Genomic DNA, 26,352 nt, shown 5'->3' with positions numbered 1-26,352 from the left:
TTGGCTAAAATTTTTTTCATTGAAGAGAAGGTGTGGCATCTTCTTCTAATTGCTCATGGAGAGACCATTGAAGAAAATTGATCTTCACTTACACACAATCCCTACAATCAGTGATGCAGACTTTACATTTTCACTAGACAAGTTTAGTGAATACGTTAATTCTGCTGAACTCGACGCCATAGCTATAACAAATCACGATATTTTCAATCTTACTCAATTCCATGAGATCGACGACGCGTTAGACTGTATTGTCTTTCCCGGAATTGAAGTAAATCTAGATAATGGTCACATCTTAGTTATTTCCGAAAATAGAAATTTAGAAGAGTTTCAAATTAAAACTAGGCTAGTTTCTGAGAAGATAACGGAAATAGGGGATTCAATAAGTGTAGATGAACTAATCCAAATTTTTGGCGATCTAAATAACTATTTACTTATCCCCCATTATCAGAAAAAACCTGCTGTATCGAGAGATAACATTGCCCAGCTAAGTGCGTTTATCTCTGCAGGTGAGGTTGATAGCCCTAAAAAGTTTATTCGTATGGCGAGAGATGAGACTGAGCTAACGCCAGTTCTATTTAGTGATTTAAGAATCAAGGAAGGTTTGAGCATATTTCCCCCTAGGCAGACATATATTGACTGTGGGGAGCTGACTTTAAATGCCATAAAGCACAGTCTTCGAGATAGAAAAAAGGTTGCTCTCTCGAAGTTAGATGGCAACTCTCTTTTTAATATTTTTGATGATGGTCAGCAACTGTCCACCGGTTTGAATATTATTTTTGGAACAAGGTCGTCAGGGAAAACTGTAACCTTAAATCGAATAAATGAAGAGTGTGAAAATGTAAAATACATTCCCCAGTTCTCTTTAGTTCAGCGAGATGATGCCGTCAATGAGAAAGAGTTTAATGACGGCGTTGCTCGTAAGAAAAGCAACTTTGCTGATAAACATTTGAGCCCGTTCAAGGCTGTTGTGGACGACGTTATAAATATTGACCTAGCAGCAAATCGGCGAAAGGTAAGTGATTACCTTGACACTCTAATGAAGTTGGCAGAGGAAGCTGGGAAACGTGATGCTTTTTCCAAAGTTGCACTGTTTAACGAAACTTTATTTGATACAGGCGATGAAAAGGGACTCAGTGACCTTTTTGGTGCTGTACGTCTACTGATCGAAAACATTGAACACAGGGAAGTAATTGATAGACATCTCAATATGGATGCCTTGAAAGCACTGGCATGTGAATTGATAGGTCTTCTTTGGGCCAAGAATCTCGAACGAAAGAAAAAGAGCGCTGTGAATGATGTTGTTCGAGACGTTAAAAGCAAACTTCATCTGCGTTCATCTTCAACTCAAGTCAAAGATGTTGATCTATACAAAGTCATGATTGAGCACCAGAAGGTGCAAAGGTTTAATCAAATTGCAAAACGATTGCAGACAGAAAAGGTAATACATGAAGAAAACATTCAGGGATTTAAAGTGGTTTGTAAGCAACGCGCTTTTACAGGAGCAGGTGAGGTTAAGGGTGTTAGTGGCAGAAAAGTGGCATTTACCGATGCATATAAAGAGTACTCTTCTCCATACCAATACTTGATGCTATTAAAGGATAACGAGGCTCTAACGCCCTCCGAGTTTTATAAATATTTTACGTGCATTGAATACGAGATACTAAACCGAGACGGCTTTAGGGTTTCCGGCGGTGAAAGGTCAGAATTTAGATTGCTGCAAGAAATCAAGGATGCTCAAAATTATGACTATTTATTGATCGATGAGCCAGAGTCTTCTTTTGATAACCTATTTTTGAAAGGAGAAGTTAATCAGATATTGAAAGAGCTTTCTAAAACTATGCCCGTAGTGGTTGTTACCCATAATAGTACTGTCGGTGCTTCGATAAGTGCAGATTATATTTTGTATACATCTAAGGAAGTTGAAGGGCAAGAGGTTGTGTATCGAAGGTATTCAGGGCACCCATCGGATAAAGAGCTACGGTCAGTTGATGGTAAAACAATAGATAATTTTAAGGTAACACTGGAGTCATTGGAAGCTGGCGAAGGTGCTTATGTTGAAAGGAGGAGTGGTTATGAAAGTATTAAAGATTGATAACAGTCAAGGTTACTTTTTAACTGAAGAAGGTGACTATAAGCCAATAGATAAATTGGATAAAAACGTTCTACTGAGGTTGGTTAACGTGGCTCTCGAAGACGGCTTTGAAATCGATACTTACGACGAAGCTAAACTTAGAAATCAAGCCCATCAAATCATATATAAGAGTATTAGTGAAAAGCTTAGTGATCTGCATCAGAGACGGCAGCAATTTCGTGATGAGTCAGAAAACATGTACTTAGAAGAGTACGAAAAGTACACAGCCTAGTATTAGCAGTTGAACTTGAATCGATGACTTTCTATTTGATTCCGGCCGAGAGAAAGTTATGTAGGGCCGGTTTATTGCCGTATAACAAAGCGCTGCTGTTGGACAATTTTCCGCTACGCTCCTAAATTACCGCAGAGCGCGGCGTTAAAAAATTCGTCAGAAATTCCATGCCCAAAATATGGAGAATGACATGGGTGACTATGCAGACTTTTGTGAGTCGTACGGAGGAACCGCAAATGATCCTGATTTCATGGACCGATGGCTGGACCAGTATGCCAGTGGATCAACCTCTGTAGATCGCTATATTTCAAAAAGTGAAGAGTCGAAGTTCATCTCTGAATTCGACCTCTCGGATATCGAGTGGCAACAAGTTAAAAGTTACGTGGCGATTTTTATAGATCAATCGCTAAAAAAACACCACGAAGTCAACAATTACATCACAGGCCAAGGTCAATGGGGTAAATTTACAGAGATTAGATCAATTAACGATCATGGAAATGGGAAAATTGTATACGGCATAACGCGTAAACATTTCAAGCTTATCTGTGAAATACTAGAAATTACAGGTGGGGGTGGCGACCCGCTGCTGCGAGATGAACGCTATTAGCCTTACCTCTCACAAACAGTGTGGACAAGGTGCTCCTGGCATGAACGGGAGGGCCTGTTGTGGGTCTATGGAAGGCCCTCACCGTCCATAACGTTTTCAGAAATAATTAAAGGCCCCAGCCTCTGGATGGCCCATGCCGCATATCACGCTCGACCTGTTTCTCTTGCAACCACTCGTGGATTTCCGATTCGATCCAGCCTACGGATTTACCACCCAGCGATATCGGTCTCGGGAATCTGCCCAGATCGGCATACTTATATATGGTCGATCTTGCCAGGCCGGTTTTCTCAATTACCTCTGCGAGTCTCAGCACTCTCATAACACTACTCCTATTTTCATCCATAATATTTGCTGGAAATCAGAACGTGCCAGCGCCCGGAATTCGGTGTTGGCTCGATTGCCATTATTCGCCACAACTCGTGCAGGGCCATGCCACTTTCTGTTGGTAGTGTTTTTAGAACACAACAAGAAAGGAGTGCTGTCATGGGATTTGTTTCGTGTCTTGAGGATCAGCAAAAGCGGTTTGAATCGGATTGCCACTTTCTTCAGCGGGATATTCGGCCAGGGAGGGCGGACGGTGAATCTGCAAAAAAGGATGCTCTACGCCTGCTTGGTGATGCTCAGGTGTGTTGGGCTAAGATGCTGATATATCTGGATGAAATAACCCTGCCAGATTTTGGCCTTGGGGAGAGTCCGCAGGAGCTTCGTGAGCAATGCTCAGAATTAAAGAGTGTGCTAGCTAGGACAGAGCAGGAATCGTCGCGTGTGAGCGATCTGGCGGGGTTGCTATTTCTGCACAATCAGGTAATGCAGGAACAGTTGAAGCAAGAATGCATTCGCCGCAGGCAATTAGAGCGGGATTTTGAAAAAATGGGCGTTGAGGATTTCGGCCGAATGGTGGAGCCGTTCCTTTCAAAGGGTATGTTTGAGAGACATGCGAAACGGTGACCGAGTGGTGACGAGATTTTTAAGGGTTTGAGAAACGGTGACCAAACGGTGACGAGAAAGGCTGTTTTCCAGAAACGACAAAGCCCGGATCTTTCGAAGCCGGGCTAAGTATTTGATCTAATTGGTCGGGACGGTAGGATTTGAACCTACGACCCCTTGCACCCCATGCAAGTGCGCTACCAAGCTGCGCTACGCCCCGAATTTGCTAGCGGCCAAGGAAACTTGAGATAAATCTCAGTGGCTTAGCGGAAGCGAAGTCTACACCAGCTTCTTTAAAAAATAAACATCGTCAGGGCATTTCGGCGATGATTTCTAGCGCAGCTTGGTTTCCCTCAGTTCCATGATGAATTCGGGAGGGTCAAAGCTGTCACTTCGCGCTACCGGCCAGTATTTATCGTATACCCTGACACCGGTTTCACCTTCAAGAAGTGCACCTGGTGCAAGAAACCGAAACAGATCCAGATAGGAATGGATCTCGGTTTTTGAAGTCCGGCTGAGGATGTGTTCGGGGCCCAGTGCCGAGGGATGGTTGAGGCCAGAAGCCGCGAGCAGGTTCCTGAGCGCGTCCAGAGTGTTCTTGTGGAAGTTGTAGACGCGTTGGCTTTTGTCCTCAACGTCCAGCTTTTTGCCTCGCCTGGGGTCCTGGGTGGCAACGCCGCTGGGGCACTTGCCGGTATGGCAGTTGAGCGCCTGAATGCAGCCAAGGGCAAACATATAACCCCGTGCGGCGTTACACCAGTCGGCGCCCAGGGCGAGGGTACGGGCAATACCGAAGGCAGAGGTAATCTTGCCCGCCGCGCCGATGGCGATGTCCTCACGCAGGTTGGTGCCAACCAGCGTATTGTGCACCAGTAGCAGGGCTTCGGTTAGGGGCTCACCGAGACGGTTGATAAATTCCAGGGGGGCCGCACCAGTGCCACCTTCGCCGCCATCCACGACGATAAAGTCCGGCTTCTTGCCAGTTTCCTGCATGGCCTTGACGATAGCGAACCACTCCCACGGGTGACCAATCGCCAGCTTGAAGCCCACGGGCTTGCCGCCCGAGAGCTCTCTGAGCTTCTCAATAAACTCCAGCATTTCGATGGGCGTACTGAAAGCCGGGTGGCTGGCGGGTGAGACCACGTCCTTGCCCGGCTCCACGCCTCTGGCTTCCGCGATTTCAGCCGTCACCTTTTCGCCTGGCAAGATGCCGCCGTGCCCGGGTTTTGCTCCCTGAGATAGCTTGAGTTCTATCATTTTTACCTGATCAAGAGAGGCGTTTTTCCGGAACATTTCCTCAGAGAAGCTGCCATCTTTGTTTCGACACCCGAAATAACCGGAACCAATTTCCCAAACCAGATCGCCACCGGGTTCCCGATGATAGCGGGAGATCGACCCTTCACCGGTGTCGTGATAGAAATTGCCCAGCTTTGCGCCTTTGTTCAGGCTCAAAATGGCGTTGGGTGAAAGTGAGCCAAAGCTCATGGCGGAGATGTTGAAAACACTGGCTCTGTAGGGCTTGGCGCAATTTTTTCCGATGTCGATCCGGAAGTCGTTGCTTTCAATTTCAGTAGGGCGCAGGGAGTGGTTAAGCCACTCAAAGCCCTCTTCATACATATTGAGCTGTGAGCCGAAAGGTCGCTTATCCAGGACGTTTTTTGCACGCTGATAAACGATTGTGCGCTGCTCCCGGGAAAAAGGCCGTTCTTCCGTATCTGACTCGATGAAGTACTGGCGTATTTCCGGGCCAATGGATTCAAAAAAGTAGCGAAAATGCGCGATGATCGGGTAATTGCGGCTGACTGTGCGTTTGCTTTGTACCAGATCCCGGGTGCCAAGGGCAGTCAGGCCAGCGAAAAGCAGGGGCAGGATATACCAGCCGCCCCAATAAACGCTCAGGGGAAGGGTAATCAGAAATCCGGCAATGCTGGCGACATAGAGTGTGTAGCGGAAAGGAAAGGTTCTCGTTTTGGCCATTTTAACCTCATTCTGGGAACAGAAGGCGTTCTATAAGGAAAACACCGTCGTGTTTCTGGATTTGGTCTATTCTTGAATAAGTGCCTCAGTATAGCGCCACTTTGATGTTTTGAACTCAAACCAATAAGATGTCGAACTTGTAACGTGAAGAGCTAAGTACTTTTACTCATTCCTGATCAAAATAAGGGGGCTCCCATTGTGGGTGAGGTAGTCAAAGACGAATACTCGACGGATTACGTCGCGGGGCAGGACAACATCCAGAAGTTTGGGTTTGACCTGCACGCGCCGGTTTTTCCGATTACAGCAGTGCTCGTTTTACTGTTTGTAATTGGTACTCTGATGTTTCCTGCACAATCGAAGGAAATTCTGGACGGTTTGAAGTGGGACATTATTGGCAGTTTTGACTGGTTTTTCCTGCTCAGTGCCAATATTTTTGTCATTGTGAGCCTCGCGCTCATCTTCATGCCTATTGGTAAAATCCGCCTTGGCGGCATGGATGCGAAGCCGGACTTCTCGACCCTGTCCTGGTTCTCCATGCTGTTTGCTGCCGGTATGGGGATCGGCCTTATGTTCTGGGGCGTTGCCGAGCCGGTGGCCTATTATACCGGCTGGTACGAAACCCCGTTCAACGTTGAGGCCAATACCCCTGAGGCCGTTGGTCTGGCGATGGGTGGCACCATGTTCCACTGGGGTCTTCACCCTTGGGCTATCTATGCCATTGTGGCTCTGTCACTTGCGTTTTTTGCGTACAACAAAGGCATGCCGCTGACTATTCGGTCGGCGTTCTTCCCACTGTTGAAAGACAAGGTGTGGGGTTGGCCTGGCCACATTATCGATGTCCTGGCAGTTGTAGCGACCATTTTTGGTCTGGCAACGTCACTTGGTTTCGGCGCGCAGCAGGCTGCGTCTGGCATGAATTACCTGTTTGAAACAGGGTCAGGTATCAACGTCCAGATGGCCATCATTGTCGGTGTCACGGCGCTGGCTCTGATCTCTGTTCTTCGCGGCCTCGATGGCGGTGTAAAGATCCTCAGTAACGTCAACATGGCGTTGGCAGGCATTCTGCTGTTCTTCGTAATCTTTGCCGGCCCGACCATGGCCATTCTGGAAACACTGTGGGTGACATCTTCCACTTACGTCGCCAACATTGTTCCACTGAGCAACCCGTTTGGCCGTGAAGATGAAGCCTGGATGCACGGCTGGACCGTGTTCTACTGGGCCTGGTGGATCTCCTGGTCACCGTTCGTTGGTATGTTCATTGCCCGGGTCTCCAAAGGCCGCACAGTGCGTGAATTTGTTACGGCCGTTCTTCTGATTCCCACGCTCATCACCATTGTATGGATGAGTGGTTTCGGTGGCGCGGCGCTGGAGCAGATCCAGCAGGGCACTGGTGCTCTTGCTGAAGAAGGCCTGACCGATGTGTCGCTGGCGATGTTCCAGATGTTTGCCAACCTGCCGCTGACCGGCATTCTGTCATTCGTTGGCATTGTATTGGTAATTGTGTTCTTCGTGACATCGTCTGACTCCGGTTCGCTGGTTGTCGACAGCATTACCGCTGGCGGCAAAACCGATGCCCCGACTTCTCAGCGTGTCTTCTGGGTTGTGATGGAAAGTGCCATCGCGGCCGCGCTGATCTTCGGTGGTGGTGATGATGCCCTGGGCGCGATCCAGGCGGTCGCCATCAGTGCTGGCCTGCCGTTCACGGTTGTCATGCTGGTCATGACATGGGGTCTGCTGAAAGGGCTGACCCATGAGCGCAAGTTGCTCATGGCCAAGGGTGAGATGTAAAAGCACCCTTGAGTTGAGCGAAGAAAAACCGGGGCTTTTGGCTCCGGTTTTTTTATGCCTTGAGTACAGGCGCAGTTGTACCGGATTACCGAAAGAGATGGCCAGGAGACTTTGATTCTTAGAGTTCAAACTTTTAGCATTTCCCACGTGTAATGTTCAGGTGGTCTAAAATAAATTCGGCTACCAAATTTTACAGCGATGGGGGACATCACTTTGGGTGACGTCATTAAAGATGAATATCAGACCGATTATGTAGCAGGGCAAGACAATATTGCCAAGTTCGGTTTCGATATACACAACATTGTGTTTCCGGTAACGGCATTACTGATTGTTGCTTTTGTCGTTGGAACTCTGATCTTTCCGTCCGGAGCGAAAGAGTTACTCGATAGTGCCAAAAACGGCGCTATTGCTGTGTTCGACTGGGGCTTCCTTCTCAGTGCCAACCTGTTTGTTCTTTTTAGCCTGGCCCTTATTTTCATGCCAGTGGGTAAGATTCGAATCGGCGGCGTCGATGCCAAACCCGAGTTTTCCCTGTTGTCCTGGTTCGCGATGTTATTTGCTGCCGGTATGGGCACTGGCCTGATGTTCTGGTCTGTCGCCGAGCCTGTTGCCTATTACACGGACTGGTTTGGAACACCACTGGGCGTCGAGCCGAATACCGAAGAAGGCGCTCGGCTGGCAATGGGGGCGACGATGTATCATTGGGGCCTGCACCCGTGGGCGATCTACGCCATTGTTGGCCTCTCGTTGTCGTTTTTTGCGTTCAATAAAGACCTGCCACTGACTATTCGCTCAGCGTTTTTCCCGATTCTCGGTGACAAGGTGTGGGGTTGGCCTGGCAATGTCATTGATACCGTGGCGGTTCTGGCGACGATTTTCGGTCTTGCCACCTCTCTTGGCTTTGGTGCCCAGCAGGCAGCCTCCGGAATTTCCTATCTGTTCGGTATTGAAGGTGGCCTCAATGTTCAGGTGGCCGTCATCGCTGGTGTGACGGCGGTCGCAACCATTTCGGTTATTCGGGGTATTCACGGCGGTGTGAAGATGCTGAGTAATGCGAACATGGTGATGGCAGGGCTGCTGCTTGTCTTCGTTCTGTTCGCAGGTCCCACTCTGGCCATTTTCAACTGGTTGTGGGAAACAACTGTTTCCTATGCTTCGAATATGGTGGCGCTGAGTAATCCGTTTGGCCGCGAAGATGACACTACCTGGTTCCACGGCTGGACGGTGTTTTATTGGGCCTGGTGGATTTCCTGGTCTCCGTTCGTGGGCATGTTCATCGCCCGCGTGTCCAGGGGGCGCACAGTGCGTGAATTTGTGACGGCAGTGCTGATCATCCCGACGATCATTACCGCAGTCTGGATGAGCACCTTTGGTGGCAGTGGGCTTGAGCAGGTTCAGAACGGCATCGGAGCGCTGGGTTCCGAAGGGCTGACCGATGAATCCCTAGCACTGTTCCAGGCATTGGAGAACATTCCATTCGCGGCCATTACATCATTCATCGGCATCACGCTGGTACTGACTTTTTTTATCACCTCTTCCGATTCCGGTTCACTCGTGATCGATAGCATCACATCGGGCGGAAAGGTTGACGCCCCCAAAGGTCAGCGGATCTTCTGGGCCATTACCGAGGGTACTATTGCAGGTGTTTTGCTGTTCGTTGGCGGTGAGGAGGCGCTTGAGGCTCTTCAGGCAGGTGCTTTGAGTGTCGGCTTACCGTTTACTCTGGTGCTGTTGGTAATGAGTTATAGCCTGTTCAAAGGGTTGCATCATGAGCGCCGACTGCTGATAGCTGAAGGAAAAATGTGACGGGCTGACTGTTCGTCAGTTCCGATACAATCAGATGTAAGGGCCTCACATAGTGGGGCCCTTTTGCCATGCAGTAGTGCAAAAGTCAAAGTGCGCTGAACGTTTCCATGGCATAGTCAGCCCGGTCTTCCGGCGTGAAATGGGGCTTGCGAAGGGCTTCAATTTTACGAAGGCGTGGCAGCAGGCCGCGACCATTGGCCATCTGGATGGCAAGGCCAGGACGAGCGTTCAACTCGAGCAGCAGCGGTCCCTGGTTGATATCAACGACCAGATCAACGCCCATATAGCCCAGCCCGGTCGCCTCATAGCACCGTGATGCCATTACCAGCATTTCCTGCCAGTCATCGATAGCAATGTTTTCAAGCGCCAGACCGGTATCCGGATGTAAGGAAATAGGGCGGTTGAACTGCACCGCATTCAGGCCGCGGCCGTTGGCGATATTCAGCCCTACGCCCACAGCACCCTGATGCAGGTTGGCCTTGCCATCCGATGCGGTCGTGGCCAGCCTTAACATCGCCATTACCGGATAGCCCTGAAACACCACAATGCGGATATCAGGCACGCCCTGGAAGGAATACCGGGCCAGCCCCGGAATGGACTCCACCAGGCTTTCCACAATGGCCACATCCGGTGTGCCAGCCAGCGAATAGAGCCCGGCAAGGATGTTGGAAAGGTGTCGCTCAAGATAGGCTGCCGGCACTCGTGCACCAGAGGCCTTCACGTATTCATCACCATCCCGCCCGGTTATCACGGTAATGCCCTTGCCTCCGGACCCCTTGGCGGGTTTGATGGCAAAGCCTTCGAGATCTTCGGCCATTTGCCGAAAATGGGAAATCTCATGCTGCTGCCGCACAACCTGAAGCAGTTTTGGGGTACGAACATCATACTCCGCTACGACCAGCTTGGTTTTGAGCTTGTTGTCCACCATTGGGTAGGAGGCACGGCTGTTATACCGGGCAATGAAGTCTACATTGCGCCGGTTCATGTTCAGCATTCCCAGCTGATTGAGCTTGAAGGGCGAGATCCAGCCCATTAGTCGTAAGCCTTCATGGGATGGAAGCGACGAAGTTCAAACAGCTTGTAGCCGGTATATTGTCCCATCAGCAGGATCAGACCCAGCACCACAAAGTGCAACTCCGGGAAATTGAAAGTCAGGTGACTTGCCAGGGGGGCGCTCATCAAGAGGAAAGCACACACGGCAACGAACAGACTGCCTGCGCCCTGTACGAATACCTCACGGGCACCTTCTTCTTCCCACAGTATGGACATGCGTTCGATGGTCCAGGCAATGATAACCATGGGGAAGAAAGTGACGGTCATGCCGGTGTTGAAGCCCATCTGGTAGCCCGCAATACTGAGCCCGGCAGTGATGAAAATGACCAGAATGATCAATGCGGATATCCGCGACACCAGTAGCAGGTTCAGGCTCGACAGGTAGCCGCGCATCAACAAACCGATGGCCACCACGGATATAAACGCAATCAGCCCCGGAATCAGTGTGGTCTGAACGAAAGCCACAGCGATTAATATCGGCATAAAGGTGCCGGAAGTTTTTATGCCGACCACGATTCGCATGAACGCAACAACAAGTGCGCCCAATGGCAGTAACAGCAACATTCTGAACATGCCCTGTTCTTCGATCGGAAGCTGGTAAAGACTGAGGAAACCAAGGCCATTCTCCGATGACTGGGCCTGGGCAAGCTGCAGTGCCGGCACAGTTTGCCGGAGCATGGAAAAGCCCACTTCCGAGTCGTCACCGCCCTCCAGGTCAAGCAGGGAAGTGGCTGCCTGCCTCCACAGCAGTACATTTTCCGGCAGTCCCTGCTCGGCAGTCCGAGGGTTGAAGGTCAGCCACCTGCTGCCGTCGTAGATCTGCAGGAATGGACGAAGCTGTTGCCGCCGCCTTGCATCTTCCAGGGTCAGCCCATCTGCGGTTCGTGCTGGAATGCCGGCGTGGTTCAGCATGCGGTTCAGAAGGTCAATATAATTGGAGTCCGATACCAGCAGCGTTGTGTTCTGTGCGCTGTTATCCGGCTGTAGCAGTTTGATCAGCTCGCGGGTCATGCTCTCCGGTGTGCTGGAACGGGCAGCCGCCTGTTGCAGCAGCTCATCCACAGCCGTGGCCTGGGGTTCCTCCCAGAACACCGGTTCCGGTTTCGGGCGGCGCGTGGGCTTGCTGCCTTGGATGCGGTCGTCTGGTACCAGCTGAACTTTGAAGTAGAGGGTTTGTGGGCCGTTGACACTGCGTTTGGACCACTCTGCCCGGCGATTCCCGGAATCCTCGACAATCGAAAAACCGTAACCCGGCGAGGCAGCCTGTTCGGAAATAATCCGGAACCCCGGGGGCTGATCCGGGATGTTCATACTGGCAAGGACCGGTTCGTCGGTACCCGTGAAATCAACCCGGGCTTCTACCATCCAGACCGGCTGTTGCTCGCCGGTGAACCAGGGAATACCCAGTTCGACATGTCGCCAGACAGCGACCGAAATGCCGGCAGCGATGAGCAGGAGAATGGCAAGATAAAACGGGATACGCGAGCGGGAAGTCAAGATTCGTCCCCATCGCTGTCTTCAGGTAGCGAGTCGGGTAATTCAGTGGCGAATTCCTTGCCCACATCAATCAGCATAACGTCCCTCAGAATGTTTCGTCCTACCAGTACAGCGTGCGACAGGTGCTCGCGGTTTGTCAGGGTAAACTCCGCCTGTTGCCGATGATTACCAATCATGAACTGCAGTTCCACCACCACCCGTCGTTCCGACTCATCTGCACTGGATTGTATGATTTTGACTCGGCGGGAAATCTCGCGCTCAACCGTCACCAGGTCATCGGAGTCCGGCATCGGTACGTCAAACCTGACCCAGTTACTGCCATCCCGTTCAAAGCGGGTAATGTTTCTGGCATCAAGTGACGAGGTTTCGGCCCCGCTGTCGATGCGTGCGTCATAAACCAGTCCGGGACCTACCAGGTAAAATTTTTCAACTTCGCCAACGATGACCTTGCCTTTGAGCCTGTCGGCCCTGCCATCGTCATCCGCATCACTGACTTTGCATACGGGCTGTTCGGGCGCAGGCGGGCAGGTGGGCTTTTCAACCTGTTCTGTAATTGCCTGCAGGATATTCTGGGTGGATTCTTCGTTAAGGCGGGTCAGTGCCTGGAAACCTTCGTGTGTGCGATTTTCAAGGCTGATGACTTGGTCGCCCTGGTTGACAACCGAGGTGTTGAGAGCTTCAAGGTCTTTTTTCTCTACCATCAAGTAGCGGTCTGTCGTGCAGCCAGATAAAAACAGTAGCAATGCAGTGGCCGCCGTCAGTTTTCCAAAACCTGAACTCATCAAGAACATCCGAAACCCCTGAACCCGCGGCGTGAATTCTCAAATTCCGGAATTCCGTAATAGTCGGAATGCAGTAATAAAGAGTGCCGCAATTAAAGTCATTGCCCTGGCGGGCATAGCTATCTTATTCACAGGCCAGAAGTATACAACAACATAACAGTAGATAGGGTTTACAGATCATTAACGCCGGGATTATGTGATCTGCGGCGTTCGGGACAGAAAGTGGTTTTCTGCAACCACTTCGTGGGAACGGAGATATTCCTGAACAATCGGGGAGCAGTTGAGATAGAACAGTAAGAGCTCTCTCTGCACGTCCTGATCCTGAATACGGGAGGCAAAGTGGATCAGTTCGAGTATGGACTCATCACCGTGGTTCGGAAAACTTCTACCGTAGCGTCCTTTCAGAATACTGGTCAGTCGTTCCAGGTGAAATTCCCCGGTATGCGTCATATGAGGCAAAATGCGGAACTCACCGTGGTTGTTTTGCGAACGGCAGCTGCCTTGCGCTTCTGGCCAGCCGGCAGGGGACAATTCCGATCCCAGTTTTCTCCAGAGCTCTTTCAGCATGTGGTATTTTCGTCCTTTGTACTGCCCAGAGGCCACGGTGCCGGGTTTAAATTATTCATCGATAAACCATCAATGTCTCTTCAACGCGGCCCACAGCGCCTTTTTACCGTTTTAGATGATATTACGCACCGAGTCCAGAGGCGGATGCATCAGGTTGATATTTTTGCAAAGAAGTCGATGGCCATATGTGGCGCTCCAGGTATCCGACGGGGCGACGCGTCAAAAGGTTCCGCTAATGGGGTAAACTGTTGCTGTATTGTCATTTTCGAGTAATCAGTCAAGGAGATCAGGGTGCCTGAGGCCGTTGTCGCTGTTATGGAAAACCAACCGCAAACCGTCGTGTTTGCGGCAGTATTGGCCCTGGTTCTGAGTCTGTTGGTGTTCCTGGTGGTACGGGGCGGCCGCGCCACCGAAAGCTGGCGCCAGCGTGCCGCGTTGCTGGATAACCAGGTGGCCGGGTTGGAGTCTGAATGCCGGTCGCAGCTGGCGCGCATAGAACAACTTGAAAGCGAACGAGCCTCGCAGCAACGGCGTGCCGAAGAGCTGTCGAGAGAACTCAGTGATGCACGAATTTCCCTGAGAGAACAGGAAGTCACCCTGGATAAAGAGCGCCGGGCAACCACGGAGAAACTGGAGCTGCTGGAGCGCAATCGCGATGCGTTGAAACAGGAGTTCGAGAACCTTGCCAATCGCATTTTTGAACAGAAAAGTGAACGCTTCAGCCAACAGACCCGCACCAGTATTGATACCCTGCTGAATCCGTTCCGGGATCAATTGCAGGATTTCCGCAAGCGCGTGGAAGATGTCTACACTAATGAAACCCGTGATCGACAGGCGCTGAGAAGCGAAATCAAGTCCCTTCAGGAACTGAATCGCCAGATCACCGAAGAGGCCTCTAACCTCACCAAGGCTCTCAAGGGCGACAAAAAGATCCAGGGCAACTGGGGTGAACTGATTCTCGAACGGGTGCTGGAGCGGTCCGGCTTGCGCAAAGGCATTGAGTACGAGACCCAGGGCAGTTACCGCGATGATGACAACCAGTTGTTACGGCCAGACGTGATTGTGCACCTGCCCGACCAGCGTAACCTCGTTGTGGACTCGAAAGTGTCGCTGGTGGCCTATCAGCAATGGGCAACGGAAGAGGATGAAGACGCAAAGGAGGAAGCCCTCGGGCAGCATGTCGAAGCGGTTCGAAACCACATCCGAGCGCTGAGTGACAAGGACTACAGCCAGCTTCACGGTTTGCATTCGCCGGATTTCGTGTTTCTGTTCATGCCCATAGAGCCGGCCTTTGTGGCGGCTTTTCAGCAAGACGAGAACCTATTCGCAGAAGCGTTTGAGCGAAAGATTATTGTGGTTACACCAACCACGTTACTGGCTACATTGCGCACCATCGAGAACATCTGGCGATATGAGCGCCAGAGCCAGAACGCGCGACGCATTGCAGATAGAGCCAGTGCGGTTTACGACAAGCTTCGGATATTTGTGGAGGCCATGGAAAAGCTTGGCACTCAGCTGCATACCGCCCAGGGCACCTATGACTCGGCAATGAACACCCTGACCCGTGGCCGGGGAAATCTCATATCCCAGGCCAATCGCTTTGTGGAGCTGGGCGTTCGTGTTAAAAAAGAACTTCCGAAAGCGATTATGGACCAGGCAGAAGTGGACGCTGAAGAAGACACCGCCCGAGAAAACGAGCAGGAGTAGATGAAATGGTCAAGATAATCCGTGTCGGGCGCAGTTCATTTTGCGGCCTTGTGTTGGCATCGCTGCTGATGGCCAGTCAGGTTCATGCTCTGGAGCCTGAACATGAAATCCGCCGTTTGATGTTGGCCACCGAAGAGGCTGTGAGCGGAGAAAGCTGGGGCGAGGCGGGGGAATACCTCAACCGTCTTCAGCAACTCGAAGGAAAAAAGCCTGCAGACTATTTCTATTTTCGCGGTCGGGTGATGATGGAGTCTGGCCACTTCAACGAGTCGCGAGCGGCACTTGAAAAATACGTCAGCGAGGCTGGTACCGAAGGCGAGCACTATAACGACGCGCTCAAGATGATCACCCGCGTTGAAAAAGCTCGCAAGTTAGAGGGTGCCCGGGCCAGCAAGGCCAGCCAGAACCAGAATGAACCCGTTGCGATTATCGAACCGGCCGGCGATCAATCTCTGGATAAGCTCAAGCAGCTGTATCTTGCGGATTCGGATGCAGAGGCCTTGGTTATTCATGCCAATACCCTTCTCGAAGGGGCAGGGTGGCGATCCGATCAGCGGATCGTAAGGCTGGATCAACCGGCAGACATTGCCTACAAGCTCGAAAAACGCAACGACAGGCTCAGCATCCAGGAATCCCGACGCGAGGACAACGGACGGGTGGTAAGAACCACAGAGTCGATGGGCGTGTTCGGGGTTAATCCGCAAGTTGAGTGGAACTGCGAGAGCGCAACCACCAGCTGCTGGATATATGACCCACGGGATGGTTCACGCCTGATGAAACTGAGCCAGAACCGCGAACTGGCGGAAGAAATCGCCCGCACGCTCGGTCGCCTGATAAAGACGATGCAGGGGAGCAGTCAGCCCCGCAGCTGACCCCGTTCACCCTCGCGGTACGCCCCGGGGGTAACGCCAGTCCACTTTTTGAACGCGCGATGGAAAGTGGAAGGCTCGGTAAAGCCGACACGGAACGCGATGTCGTTGATCGGCAAATCCGGCCGTGACAGGTAGTAGATGGCTAAATCCCGCCTGAGCAGATCCTTGATCTCCTGAAACGACGTATTTTCCTGCTTCAGTCGCCGCCGCAGAGTCTGGGGGCTGGTGTGAAGTTCCGCGGCAATCCACTCAAAATCAGGCAGCGAGCGGGTAAAATCCCGGCCAATCAGCGCCCGTATACGGCCAGTAAACGTGTTGCTCTCATCCGGGCGCGACAACAGGTCCGCTGGCGATGTTTTCAGGAACTGACGCATTTCAGACTTGTCGCGAATCACCGGCGCCTGCAGAAAGCGTTTATCGAACGTCAGCGCGGTTTCGTTAGCCTCAAACGACAGCGGGCAATGGAAAATATGCCGGTACTCGTCGCCATGGGGCGGTCGGGGATAGTTGAATTCCGCCTTCTGCAGTTCCACCGGTTGCCCGATCAGCCAACTGCCCAGCCGGTGCCAGATAACCAGAATGCTTTCCCGAAAAAAATGCATCGGATCGTAGGTGTCACCCTCGATCACCGTCACCAGCCGTGCGTCTTTGTCATCTACCTCCAGCTGCATAGTGACCATGGGCTCGAACAGCCGGCAGAACTCGAACGCCTGTCGATAAACCGCTTCAAGGTTGGGGCAATCAATCACCAGGGCGCACATGGTGGCAAAGGTGCCGGTACGACAGCGCCGCGGGCCCAGGCCCATGAACTCATCTTCCATGCAGTTCCAGATAATCTGCATCAGCCGGCTGTACTGGGTGCTACTGACCCGAGCCATTTCGATCTTCAGCAAGTCCGGTGAAATGCCGGCTTCCTGGAGCAGGGCATGGGTATCGAATCCGGCCTTCTCGGCGCCGATCAGCGCGGCTTCCACAAAGTGTCTGGAAACAGTGAGTTCCGACATGTCATCGTTTATCCTTATTTGAATGAAGCCCATCATAAAACCCCTCGCTTACAATGCAACCATAAGGAGATTTGCATGCCGGGCCCACTAAGCCACGTTAAAGTACTGGATTTCAGCACATTGCTGCCTGGCCCCTACGCCACCATGTTGCTGGCGGATATGGGTGCTGACGTATTGCGGGTGGAAGCCCCTGGCCGCATGGACCTCACCCGCGTTATGCCCCCGCTGGAAGATGGCGTAAGCACCGCCCATACCTTTCTGAACCGTGGCAAACGCTCTCTGGGCCTGGACCTGAAAAAAGAGGGCAGTGCGGATGTCGTCAAGCGCCTGGTCAAGGACTACGACGTGGTGATCGAACAGTTCCGCCCGGGGGTGATGGACAGGCTGGGCATCGGTTACGAAACCCTGAAAGCCATCAACCCGAACCTGATCTATTGCGCCATCACCGGCTACGGCCAGACCGGCCCCTACAAAGACCGAGCCGGCCACGACATCAACTACCTGTCGCTGGCTGGCGTATCCAGCCACAGCGGCCGCAAGGCATCTGGCCCGCCACCACTGGGCATCCAGGTGGCGGACGTGGCTGGCGGCTCCCACCATGCGGTAATGGGCATCCTGGCGGCAGTGGTTCACCGGCAGCAAACCGGGGAAGGTCAGTATATCGACATCAGCATGACGGATGCGGCCTTCGCCCTCAACGGAATGGCCGGTGCGGCTGCCCTTGCAGGAGGGCAGGAACAGCAACCGGAAAGCTCCATGCTTAACGGCGGCACCTTCTACGACTACTACCAGACCAGCGACGGCCGCTGGATATCCGTCGGCAGCCTGGAGCCGCAATTCTCAGCCCGCTTATGCGATGCCCTCGATATCCCCGAGATGAAAAGCTTCGCCCTGAGCCAGAACCCTGAACATCAGCGAACCATCTGCGAAGCCCTGAAAGCCGCATTCGCCCAGAAAACTCTGGCGGAGTGGCAGAACGTATTCGCAGACCAGGATGCCTGTGTGGAGCCGGTTCTGACGATTACGGAGGCTGCAGACCACCCCCAGATGAAAGCGCGGAACATGGTAATCGAGGTAGCCAAAGGCGGTGGTGGTTCCCAGAAGCAGATAGGGCATCCGATCAAGTTCAGCGCGACGCCTTGTGAGAGCCGTTATACCGGGCGGGCGTTGGGGGCGGATAACGACGAGATTTGAAAAACGCCCGAATAGCCTTAAAGCCAAGAAATGAAAGCGGCATCAGTTCTTAGCGAAAAAACAGTTTGTCTGCTAATTTGTGAGAGTGAGTCATCTTTGGCTCATTCATAACAATCACAATGGACAAACAACTATGAAATTGCTTCGCAACCCTTTCAGAAGCGCTGATACAGGCGTATTGAAAGCTGCTGGATTAGCGCTGGCCAGTAGCTTTCTGATTACAGGATGTTTCGACGGGAGTAGCTCTTCGAGTTCCGATAGCTCAGTGAACGAACAGCTTTTTCCGGCGGACGGAAAATTTGAGGCAACTATAAGGAGGACGACCAACGGGGTCCCGCATGTTAAGGCGGATAATCTTGCCTCTGCAGCCTTCGGGCACGGCTACGTGCAGGCTCAGGATAATGTGTGCTTGTTGGCAGAGGCCTTCGTCAAGGCACGGAGTGAAAGGGCGAAGTATTTTGGTCCGGGCAATGACAGTATTAATATTATCAACGACTTCAGCTACAAGGCACAGGATATTCTCAGCGGTGCGAAAGCCGAGTTCCCACAACTGAGCGAAGAAAGCCGTGCCATGGTTGAGGGATTCACAGCCGGGTATAACCGGTATGTCGGTGAAACTGATCCCGGAGCCTTACCCGCTGAATGTCGCGACCAGCCATGGGTGAAGGAAATCGAGCCAACGGACCTGCTGGCTCATTATCGAATTGTGGGACAGTTTGCCAGTGGCGCTCAGTTTGCTACGGGGTTAGCCTTTGCTGCGGTACCTCCAGGAGAGTCAGCCGACCCGGTTTTGGCTCAGCCTATGACAAGCACTGGTGGTGCCATTGGCAATACCTTACAAGTGGCCAAGGCTGCTCGCGAAAACGCTCGCAAAATCGACAACTTTGCCGACATGGGCCTGGCCAGCAACGCCTGGGGTATTGGCTCTGAACTGACCGAAAATGGAAAAGGGGCGTTACTGGCGAATCCCCATTTCCCGTACACCGGCCATAGGCGCCTCTACCAGGCCCAACTAACTGTTCCGGGATATCTGAACGTTAATGGTGCAGGCCTCCTTGGCACGGCCATCCCGCTGATCAACTTCAATGAGAATCTGGCTTGGTCCCATACCGTGACCACCAGCCGTCGTTTCACTTGGTATGAACTGGAGCTGAAACCCGGGGACCCGCTGACTTATATTAAAGACGGCGTCGAAAAACCCATTACTTCCAAAACCTTTCAGGTCGAAGTGAACATGGGGGCGCCCGAACCGGTTGTACTTGAAAGAACCTTCTGGTTCTCGGAATACGGCCCAATGCTGGCAGCAAACGAGGCCAACGACGCCTTCCCGGAGTGGGGTGGTACCGGTTTGGTCAACGGAGAGCCAGCTGCTTACACCTATCGCGATGCCAATGCCAATACGTCCGGCTTACTGGATACCTGGCTTGGAATGAGTCGGGCAACCAACCTCGAGGAATTCAAGGATGTGTTCCGGCAGTGTGGCACTACTCTTTGGACTAACACCACTTATGCGGATGATCAGGGCAACGCCTACTTTATTGACAGCAGTTCTGTGCCTAATTTGTCCGATGCCTCTCTGGCTGTTCTGGATTTCAAGCGCACGGCGAGTCCGGCGTTCGACCAGTTGTTTAACAATAACGTGACCCTTCTTGATGGCTCGAAATCACGTGATGACTGGGTTGAGGGCGAGTGCGCGGGACTGGTGCCCTTTGAGGACAAGCCGAAGTTGCAGCGTACGGACTGGGTCCAGAACTCGAATAGTAGTCACTGGGCTACCAATCCGGATGAGTTCTTGACAGGTTTTTCACCACTGTTTGGCCCTGAAAATAAGCCGGTCAACCCTCGTACCAGACTTGGCATCAAGATGCTGCAAAATCCAACGGATCCCGGGTTGGACTCAAATACTATACCGCCAGCCGGTCAAGATGGTAAATTCAGCGCCAAGGATCTGATCGATACCATCTGGAATAACCGGGCCTGGTATGCAGAGCAGTTCTTGCCGGAGTTACAGGAGCGCTGCGCCCTGATAACCGATCCGGTTAGTGTACCCCAAGGCCTGCTGCCATCAGATCCTGAGGTAATATCACCTGGCACACAGGATGTGACTGCAGGTTGTGATGCGTTGAATGGTTGGAACGGAACTTACGATCTGACCAGCACAGGTGCTCATCTGTTCAGAGCTTTTATTGACATCTATAACCGCAGCTTCCCGAAGGATCTGGACACGGAGTTTGACCCCGCAGACCCAGTCAATACACCGGCTGACCCTTCAGCGGATGGTCGCGGTACCGCAGATGATGCAATGCTTCAGTCCCTAGCTGCTGCCATGGTGTTGCTGGATGATGCGGGTATCGCACTTGATAGCCCACTAAGTGAGGTGCAGTACTATCAGCCCAGCGGCGGCGTTCCCCCAGGCGGTGACCCCACAAGTGCCGAAGCGCTCGCTTCCAGAATTCCCTGGCACGGTGGTGATGGAAACGTGGAAGGTGCATTCAACGCTATTGGTGTTGTAGATAACTCTTTCGCTGAAGATACGCGTATACCACGACTAAATACGCCAGATTACGAAGGTGTTAAACAGCCCGAGGAAACGGAGTTTCGTTTTGCGGGAGGACTGTCCTCAAATGAAGGCGAAGGTTGGTTAATGGCTCGTGGCACAAGTTGGCACTTCGGTCTGGAGTTTACCGAGGATGGTCCACAGGCTTATGGTCTCACCAGTTACTCCCAATCTTCAGATGCGGAGTCTGATTTCTTCGTAGATCAGAGTGTGCGCTACTCGCAAAAGGACGCAAGAAAGCTTTTCTTTACGGATGAAGAGATTGAGCAGAATCTTTTGAGCGGTGGGGTGATTACCATCAGCGATTGATGAATATAGTATCAAATAACACAACCATCTGACTGTAATCACAGTGACCCCGGAGCCTTAGGCCCGGGGTTCAGACTGCTGACAAACCCTCGCCATTTTGGAGGGGTTGTTGTAATTGGGGTATGGATTTTTCAGGGGCTGCCCCATGCTCAAAGAGTCGTCCCAACAACAACACGAACTCGAGATGGTCAGTCTCGAATCGCTGGTCCCCGACAATCACCTTCTCCGAACCATTGACCAGTAAATCGATTTCGAGTTTATTCGTGACCGGGTTCGGCACTTGTAATGCTTGAACAACGGACGACCGGCGCTGTACCCGGTGGTGCTGTTCAAGATGCTGTTTCTGGGCTATCTGTTCGGCATCCGAAGTGAGCGGCAGTTGGTCTGAGAGATACAGGTCAACGTGGCGTATCGCTGGTTCTTGCGCTTCAACCTGACCGATAAGATTCTGGACGCCTCCACCCTGAGCCAGAACCGAAGACACCAAGATTAGTCCCACCGATCCGGACAGTGGCTACATGGTTCGGGAAGGCAAGCCCAAGAGCTTCTTCTACCTGGACCACCGGACGGTAGACAGCCGCAATGCCATTATTACGGGCAGCTACTCCACGCCGGCCAACCTGCATGACAGCCGCCCCTATCTCGATCGGCTTGATCGTCAATGTGAGCGCTTCGGCTTCGACGTCTGGGGTGTTGGACTGGATGCGGGGCATTACACTGCTGCCCTCTGCAAGGCGGTGGAGGACTGGAGAATCCATGGGGTGATTGGATACCGTGAGTACAAGTCCAACCCGAGTCACTGCAAAGACTGTTCGCTACTAGTCCAATGCAGGCTTAGCGCTAATCACGTGAAGGTGCTCACTCGGAATGTCTGGCAGGACAGCAAAGACAGAACGGAAAGTTATCGGTTAACGCCGTGGGGCAAAGCACACTATAAACGACGTCGGGAAACCGTAGAGCAGTCATTTGCCGATGCCAAACAGTTGCGTGGTCAACGTTATGCTCGATTACGGGAGCTCTCGAAGGTTCTCGAGCATTGCGTGCTGGCCGCCTCAGCCCACAATATGAAGAAGATCGCGCATATCCTGGCGCGTCTTTTATTTCTAAAATACCCTAGGACACTTGGCTTACAATGGTAGATCCGAAAATGGGCCCTGAAACCTGCCTATCGGGAGTATTGGCAATCCGACCGGGAATATTGGGCTGCCCCCTCCCATCGCTAACTGAATTTAAAAGCGCCCAAACGCAACGAACCCCGGAAAGACCAGGGTTCGTCAACACACTGGGGTGGCAAAAGCCACCCCTTTTCGATGCTGATTCCGTTAGTCTTGTTGAACGATCTCCGTGATGTCAGTGTCTTGCTCCATGAAATTAAGGATCACAGCCCCGCCACCTGTGGCGTTAACAGTTACGGTTTGCCGAATCATCTCGGCAAAGACACGCTCGTCAAGCGGACCGCCCTCCGGTAGCACAGGGGTACCATGAGTGCCTTCGATATAACGGGTAATGGCAGCGTTGGCCAGAGGCACTCCTTCGACGCCCGCCAGAGGTCCGTTTTCGATACCGAGGTTCACTTCGTTGGCATTGGTTACCGAGGTGGCATTCAGAAGAGCCGCAAACGGTTCGGTACCAGACAGGTAAGCATCGAAAGCATCACCTAGAGGATTTGCCAATGCATCATTCGGAATGACAGTGTCGCCATTAACTTGTGATAGAAGAACCGGAGTTTCCGAAGCATTCAGGCTCGCCGCAAAGTTGATCGGATCCGTGGAATCCAATGCCGCCTGGAATACGTTAAAGAACGTCTCCAGATTCGCATCGCCTTGCTCAAGCCCTGCGGCAGCCTGGAGCCCCCCAAGAATCTGGGGTGCAAAAGCAGGAGAGTTCTCTAGCAACCTGACGATACCGGCTCCCGGAGTCAACAGTTGTGCAGCAACGATGTCGTCGTCCGTATTACTGCTCTCGTTGGCAACCGCGACAAACGGTGCGCCAACGATTGTGCCGAGAGAGTGGCCAGCAAAGTATACGGTGTCGGCATCCAGATCAGCTCCATCTTCACCGTCGAAATCAAGCCCAATCAACGAGGCACGCACGTTCAGGAGGTCTACGACAGCTTGCCGATTCTTATCTCGAGAGTTAGTGAAGTTGGTCAAATTAATGAACAGGCTTCCAGATTCGCCGGAGGTCCCCGACATTGCTGTCGGCGTGTTGGAGGCGCTGGCAGTAAAATCGAAATGGCGTTCGTTATCAGTTTTGGCTAATCCAGGGACGGTGCTTCCTGCATTTGCAACTGTGTTTTCAAGCGAACGCAATGAACGAGCAGTTGTTACTAATGGATAAGTGGCGTCATCTTCATCTGGTGTTGCTGCTCCGGGTGCAGTGACGTTTTGTATAAAGGCCTCCGCTTCCTGCGGAGTGTCGACGGCAGGATTATTCTCAATCACAAAGCCGATGGCCGCTACCCCTTCGATTAAAGCTTGGACAGACTCATCTGTCGCCCCGCCCGGAAGGTTTTCGGCGAGAGTCTCAGCAAGTTCAGTTTGATCGGCTTCACTGAACGGTGTTACCCCGTGAAGTGGTTGATCAATGACAACCACAGCGACATTGGATGCATTTGCGAGAGCACTGCCGAATGTAAGTGCTGTACTGCGGTCTGTTGTTATGCCATGCATATACATGATGGTTTCTAAAGGGTCGCTGTCTGCATCATAATCCGCTGGGTATAGCACCATGATTGGTACAGTGACATCAGCAGATTTAGCGGGGAATGGGAAGCGATAGTTAACGACCTTGCTGACGTCGGGTTCAGATTGTGCCAATTCCGCATCAAGCAGATCTCCCGCGACTGCAGCAAGATCTGAGTTGGCAACCCAGCTTTGCGTATTGATAACCGAGCCTTCGGCATCGGAAGTACCGGTGGGCACACCCAGATAGTAAGGCAGGTCAATAGTTCCCTGGACCAGATTTACCTCTCCGAAGTCAACAAACTGACTGGCGATGGCAGATACCTGAGTAACATCTTGCGGATCCTCGAACGTTGCCGAAGAACTCCGGTTTGCGGGTGTTGGTAACAGGGCTTCTAATGCCCCGACCAAACTTTCGGCTTGACCACTCACGGCTTCCTCTGCTCCATCAACGGCATCCTGACCAATCTGCTTGAGTGTGGCAAAGTCGGTTTCACCACCCTCTCGAGCTGCAGTGACCGCATCAAAGCGTATGGAACCTAAAATAGTATCCATCAGGAACTCTTTCGGGTCAGCGATGTACTGTAGAACTTCCTGATCATTGGAGGTGGTGAAGCTATAGGACAGGGCAATACTTTGCTCATCCAGCGGGTCAACGCCCTGTTGCTGTCTTACCGAGTTTGGTAGACCGAAATAGGCAGACGCAATCTTCTCCCAGAAACCGTCAACGATCTGGCGCACAGGTGCGAGTGCCGTTGCGTTGCCCAGTGGGCGCTCGGGATTGGCAACATCACGATAAACTGGATCTTGGATAATCGGGTCGCCATTGACATCGAGAACCTCGTTGGTAACGACGACGAGGTAACGGGTAAACGGATTCAACGGCTTGGTCGGATTGATGCGTATTGCAGAGGTGCCATCAAGCTCAACAACTTCAGCGACATATTCAGGGTTGTTAGCAATATCAGCAGCAACCAGAGCACCCGGATTAGTCTGTGCAGTTACGGCTAGGGGAATACTGGGGCTTTCACCTTCTCCGAGGCCAAGTACCGGGTCACCACTAGCATACTCAAGTTCAATCAGGAACACGTTCTGGCCCGGGTTGGGAACCAGGCTGGTGGGGTCTTCGGGGTCTGTCAGTATAAATGCCCTGGAGTCAACGGAATCTTCATCAATTTGCCCGTTGAAGCGAACCACAGGAGGAGCAATGGTTGAGGCGCCGCTCAACTGGTTCAATGCAGTTGTAACGGGAGGAGAAGTATCCGCCACCCGGAATGAACCATCGGCTTCATTTATGCTTGTGTTTTCATCATCGGACCCGAAGATCAGGTCATTTGGTAGAGGCAGGTTGCTGGTCACGGGGTTAAAGAACGGCCAGGTCTTACCATCAATCTCCGGATTACTGATCTGCGGATTCGGATTCGCATTACTGGACCCCGAACCGGCGCTGTCAAAGCACCCTGTTAGTCCAAGGGAGGACGCCACAGCAAGACTTATTAGAGTTTTCTTGAACATGGGTGTGGAACCTTTTCCTGTTGTTGTGTCGTTATGTTCGGCAGCTGACGGGGCCGGTCTGGTCCGGTAAACCCGTTGTCAGTGGCCTGTTCTGCTTATCTGTTGTCTGAATTTCTGGCCAGCGCTCTGTGCCAAGTTTTCTGTAACTCTGACTATAACTGCAGTAAAGCAACAGTTGATCGCTCTAAAGTGTGATTCTGGCCATTGGGAGCCCACCCGCACAGTTAGAGTTCGGCTTCATTGAAAAATAGTTTGCCCTGAGAGGTTTGTCGAGTCCCTCAGGGCGCCTGCACCGAGCCTAGCTGAAGTTTGAGAAGTCGGGCTTTCTCTTTTCTGTGAAGGCCTTGATGGCTTCTGCATTTTCAGGGGATTTCAGGCGTTCGGCGAACAATTTTCCTTCGGCCAGCATTGTGGTTTTCAGCTCTTCGCCGTTTGCGCTGTTCAGCAGTTCCCGGGTTGCGCGGATGGCGGCCGGTGGTTGGGCGATGAGCCGGGCGCAGGCTTCCAGGGCGGCCGTTTCTGTCTGTGCGGGTTCGCACACGCGGTTGATCAGCCCCATTCGCAAGGCGTCGTCGGCGGTGAAGGCATCACCCAGCATAAGCAGTTCCGCCGCACGTACCCGGCCAAGCCAGGAGGGCAGCAGCAGACTTGAGCCGCCTTCCGGGCAGAGACCCAGTGTGGCGAAAGGCATCTGGAAGCGGGTGTTATTGCCGGCAAATACCATGTCGCAGTGCAGCAGCATGGTGGTGCCAATACCAACGGCCGGGCCGTTCACTGCTGCCACGATGGGCTTACTGGTGCTGGCCAGCAGAAGCAGGAAGCGGCCAACCGGGGTGTCTTCAAAGTCTCCGGGCAGGCCGGCTGCAAAATCGCCCAGGTCGTTGCCGGCGGTGAAGCAGTCTTCGCTGCCTGTATAGAGGATGCAGCGAATGTCGTTATCGTCCCGGGCCTGTTCGATAGCATCGCCGAGGGCGGTGTACATATCGTGGGTGAGGGCGTTCTTGCGGTCGAGGCGGTTAATGCGGACCGTTAACGTGTGATTGTTCTTTTCGGTAAGTACCAGGTCGGTCACGGTGTCTCCTGTAGTGCGATGATCATGATTGGCAACGATGTTACCGTGAAAAACCTTTGCCGTCTGTCTGA

General features: G+C 52.3%; 19 protein-coding genes, 1 tRNA gene and 1 pseudogene. 11 read left to right on the top strand and 10 right to left on the bottom strand.

Annotated features, from left to right (window positions below):
- The first annotated feature begins 67 nt into the window (after positions 1–67).
- The 3 genes from M8010_RS08475 (at position 68) to M8010_RS08465 (ending at position 2,970) form a co-directional block, all read left to right on the top strand.
- Complete coding sequence (locus M8010_RS08475) at positions 68–2,092, top strand: phosphotransferase (RefSeq protein ID WP_250090390.1); 2,025 nt, start codon at positions 68–70, stop codon at positions 2,090–2,092.
- Positions 2,073–2,363, top strand: coding sequence for a hypothetical protein (locus M8010_RS08470; RefSeq protein ID WP_250090389.1), 291 nt, complete (start codon positions 2,073–2,075; stop codon positions 2,361–2,363). The genes M8010_RS08475 and M8010_RS08470 overlap by 20 nt, the downstream gene beginning before the upstream one ends.
- A gap of 190 nt (positions 2,364–2,553) precedes the next feature.
- On the top strand, positions 2,554–2,970 hold the full coding sequence (locus M8010_RS08465) for a hypothetical protein (protein WP_250090387.1): 417 nt from the start codon (positions 2,554–2,556) through the stop codon (positions 2,968–2,970).
- A gap of 106 nt (positions 2,971–3,076) precedes the next feature.
- On the opposite strand, the gene M8010_RS08460 is transcribed toward M8010_RS08465, so the two are convergent.
- Positions 3,077–3,289 carry an AlpA family transcriptional regulator gene (locus M8010_RS08460; protein WP_250090385.1) on the bottom strand — a complete coding sequence of 71 codons (213 nt, stop codon included), beginning with the start codon at positions 3,287–3,289 and terminating at the stop codon, positions 3,077–3,079.
- A 164-nt stretch (positions 3,290–3,453) separates the two neighbouring features.
- On the opposite strand from M8010_RS08460, the gene M8010_RS08455 reads away from it, so the two are divergent.
- Positions 3,454–3,918, top strand: coding sequence for a hypothetical protein (locus tag M8010_RS08455; protein ID WP_250090383.1), 465 nt, complete (start codon positions 3,454–3,456; stop codon positions 3,916–3,918).
- Positions 3,919–4,040: 122 nt separating this feature from the next.
- Here M8010_RS08455 and M8010_RS08450 read toward each other — a convergent pair.
- Together M8010_RS08450 and M8010_RS08445 are read right to left on the bottom strand one after the other, a co-directional pair.
- Positions 4,041–4,117, bottom strand: a tRNA-Pro gene (locus M8010_RS08450).
- Positions 4,118–4,230: 113 nt separating this feature from the next.
- Positions 4,231–5,874 carry an FMN-binding glutamate synthase family protein gene (locus M8010_RS08445; protein ID WP_250090382.1) on the bottom strand — a complete coding sequence of 548 codons (1,644 nt, stop codon included), beginning with the start codon at positions 5,872–5,874 and terminating at the stop codon, positions 4,231–4,233.
- A gap of 198 nt (positions 5,875–6,072) precedes the next feature.
- Here M8010_RS08445 and M8010_RS08440 point away from each other — a divergent pair, with 198 nt between their 5' ends.
- Together M8010_RS08440 and M8010_RS08435 are read left to right on the top strand one after the other, a co-directional pair.
- The gene (locus tag M8010_RS08440; RefSeq protein ID WP_250090380.1) at positions 6,073–7,662 is read left to right on the top strand and encodes a BCCT family transporter; all 1,590 of its coding nucleotides are present in this window, start codon (positions 6,073–6,075) and stop codon (positions 7,660–7,662) included.
- Between the two features lie 213 nt (positions 7,663–7,875).
- Positions 7,876–9,468, top strand: coding sequence for a BCCT family transporter (locus M8010_RS08435; RefSeq protein ID WP_250090379.1), 1,593 nt, complete (start codon positions 7,876–7,878; stop codon positions 9,466–9,468).
- 85 nt (positions 9,469–9,553) lie between these two features.
- Here M8010_RS08435 and M8010_RS08430 read toward each other — a convergent pair whose 3' ends face one another.
- The 4 genes from M8010_RS08430 to M8010_RS08415 all read right to left on the bottom strand — a co-directional run bounded on the left by M8010_RS08430 (position 9,554) and on the right by M8010_RS08415 (position 13,367).
- Positions 9,554–10,501 (bottom strand): alpha-L-glutamate ligase-like protein, encoded by a 948-nt coding sequence (locus M8010_RS08430; RefSeq protein WP_250090377.1) that lies wholly within the window; start codon positions 10,499–10,501, stop codon positions 9,554–9,556.
- Positions 10,501–12,018, bottom strand: coding sequence for an inactive transglutaminase family protein (locus tag M8010_RS08425; protein ID WP_250090376.1), 1,518 nt, complete (start codon positions 12,016–12,018; stop codon positions 10,501–10,503). Before M8010_RS08425 ends, M8010_RS08430 begins: the two co-directional genes overlap by 1 nt.
- The gene (locus M8010_RS08420) at positions 12,015–12,800 is read right to left on the bottom strand and encodes an ATP-dependent zinc protease family protein (RefSeq protein ID WP_250090375.1); all 786 of its coding nucleotides are present in this window, start codon (positions 12,798–12,800) and stop codon (positions 12,015–12,017) included. The genes M8010_RS08425 and M8010_RS08420 overlap by 4 nt, the downstream gene beginning before the upstream one ends.
- Before the next feature lie 192 nt (positions 12,801–12,992).
- The gene (locus tag M8010_RS08415; RefSeq protein WP_250090373.1) at positions 12,993–13,367 is read right to left on the bottom strand and encodes a hypothetical protein; all 375 of its coding nucleotides are present in this window, start codon (positions 13,365–13,367) and stop codon (positions 12,993–12,995) included.
- 315 nt (positions 13,368–13,682) lie between these two features.
- Here M8010_RS08415 and M8010_RS08410 point away from each other — a divergent pair, with 315 nt between their 5' ends.
- Positions 13,683–15,074: a DNA recombination protein RmuC gene (locus M8010_RS08410; RefSeq protein ID WP_250091136.1), complete on the top strand. Its 1,392-nt coding sequence runs from the start codon at positions 13,683–13,685 to the stop codon at positions 15,072–15,074.
- A 5-nt stretch (positions 15,075–15,079) separates the two neighbouring features.
- Positions 15,080–15,946, top strand: coding sequence for a hypothetical protein (locus tag M8010_RS08405; protein WP_250090372.1), 867 nt, complete (start codon positions 15,080–15,082; stop codon positions 15,944–15,946).
- Here the strand turns inward: M8010_RS08405 and M8010_RS08400 are convergent.
- Positions 15,931–16,950 carry an AraC family transcriptional regulator gene (locus M8010_RS08400; protein ID WP_250090371.1) on the bottom strand — a complete coding sequence of 340 codons (1,020 nt, stop codon included), beginning with the start codon at positions 16,948–16,950 and terminating at the stop codon, positions 15,931–15,933. The genes M8010_RS08405 and M8010_RS08400 overlap by 16 nt on opposite strands.
- Positions 16,951–17,025: 75 nt before the next feature.
- On the opposite strand from M8010_RS08400, the gene M8010_RS08395 reads away from it, so the two are divergent.
- The 3 genes and pseudogenes from M8010_RS08395 to M8010_RS08385 all read left to right on the top strand — a co-directional run bounded on the left by M8010_RS08395 (position 17,026) and on the right by M8010_RS08385 (position 22,149).
- A complete protein-coding gene (locus tag M8010_RS08395) occupies positions 17,026–18,144 on the top strand; it encodes a CaiB/BaiF CoA transferase family protein (RefSeq protein ID WP_250090369.1) in 1,119 nt (372 codons plus the stop codon).
- 133 nt (positions 18,145–18,277) lie between these two features.
- Positions 18,278–21,010 (top strand): penicillin acylase family protein, encoded by a 2,733-nt coding sequence (locus tag M8010_RS08390; RefSeq protein WP_250090368.1) that lies wholly within the window; start codon positions 18,278–18,280, stop codon positions 21,008–21,010.
- A 145-nt stretch (positions 21,011–21,155) separates the two neighbouring features.
- Positions 21,156–22,149, top strand: a pseudogene (locus M8010_RS08385) (transposase).
- A 183-nt stretch (positions 22,150–22,332) separates the two neighbouring features.
- Here M8010_RS08385 and M8010_RS08380 read toward each other — a convergent pair.
- Positions 22,333–25,209: a hypothetical protein gene (locus tag M8010_RS08380; protein WP_250090367.1), complete on the bottom strand. Its 2,877-nt coding sequence runs from the start codon at positions 25,207–25,209 to the stop codon at positions 22,333–22,335.
- A gap of 298 nt (positions 25,210–25,507) precedes the next feature.
- A complete protein-coding gene (locus M8010_RS08375; RefSeq protein WP_250090366.1) occupies positions 25,508–26,281 on the bottom strand; it encodes an enoyl-CoA hydratase in 774 nt (257 codons plus the stop codon).
- Positions 26,282–26,352 lie beyond the last annotated feature (71 nt).

It is taken from the genome of Marinobacter sp. ATCH36 (assembly GCF_023555055.1).
Classification (GTDB): domain Bacteria; phylum Pseudomonadota; class Gammaproteobacteria; order Pseudomonadales; family Oleiphilaceae; genus Marinobacter.
This window is presented reverse-complemented; position numbering and strand designations above follow the sequence as displayed.